Origin of the sequence: Burkholderia sp. AU32262, from assembly GCF_020419985.1 — a bacterium.
Taxonomy (GTDB): Bacteria; Pseudomonadota; Gammaproteobacteria; order Burkholderiales; family Burkholderiaceae; genus Burkholderia; species Burkholderia semiarida.
In genome coordinates, this window is the sequence record NZ_JAIZRS010000081.1 from 1 (window position 1) to 748 (window position 748).

A 748-nucleotide genomic window follows, 5' to 3' on the forward strand; every position below is an offset into this window, starting at 1 on the left:
TGTCGATGGCGCGGCTTGCAGGTAGCGAGCACGGCGCCATTGAGGACATTCAGGGCGGCAAACAACGTCGTGGTGCCATGACGGACGTAGTCGTGAGTAACGCCTTCGACGTAGCCGAAACCCATCGGCAGCATGGGTTGTGTACGCTCGAGCGCCTGACATTGACTCTTCTCGTCCACGCACAGCACCAGCGCGTTCTCCGGTGGACTCAGATACAAGCCGACCACATCGCGCAGTTTCTCGATGAAGAACGGATCGGTCGAGAGCTTGAAGCTTTCACTTCGGTGCGGCTGCAGGCCCAGCAGTTTGAAGTAACGGTGCACGCTTGTCGGCGAGATGGCGGTTTCGGCGGCAATCGTGCGCACACTCCAATGAGTGGATCCATCTGCCGGCTTCGTGTGCAGGGTCTTGTGAATCAGTTGGGCCAACCGCTCGTCGTCGATGGTACGCGGCTTGCCGGGACGTACTTCATCGTAGAGTCCGTTGATTCGCTGCTCCAGAAACCGCAGACGCCACTTGCCCACCGTGGCACGCGTGAGTTGCAGGCGCTGCGCGATCGCGCTGTTGGGCTCGCCGTCCGCGGCCGCCAACACGATACGCGCCCGCGAGACCAGCGCAGCCGAAATCGAGCGAGAACGCGCGATCGACATCAGTTGCGAACGCTCGTCTTCGCTCAGCACCAGTTCCGCCTTCGGTCGTCCCATCGCCATGCTGACGTCTCCCGTTCCGTTGACGTCAACATGCTACG

General features: G+C 61.2%; 1 protein-coding gene. It reads right to left on the reverse strand.

Annotated features, from left to right (window positions below; translation table 11 throughout):
- Nucleotides 1-710 (reverse strand): IS630 family transposase (locus LGN10_RS33395; protein WP_226226297.1); only part of this gene is annotated, 710 nt, incomplete at its 3' end.
- Nucleotides 711-748: the final 38 nt, after the last annotated feature.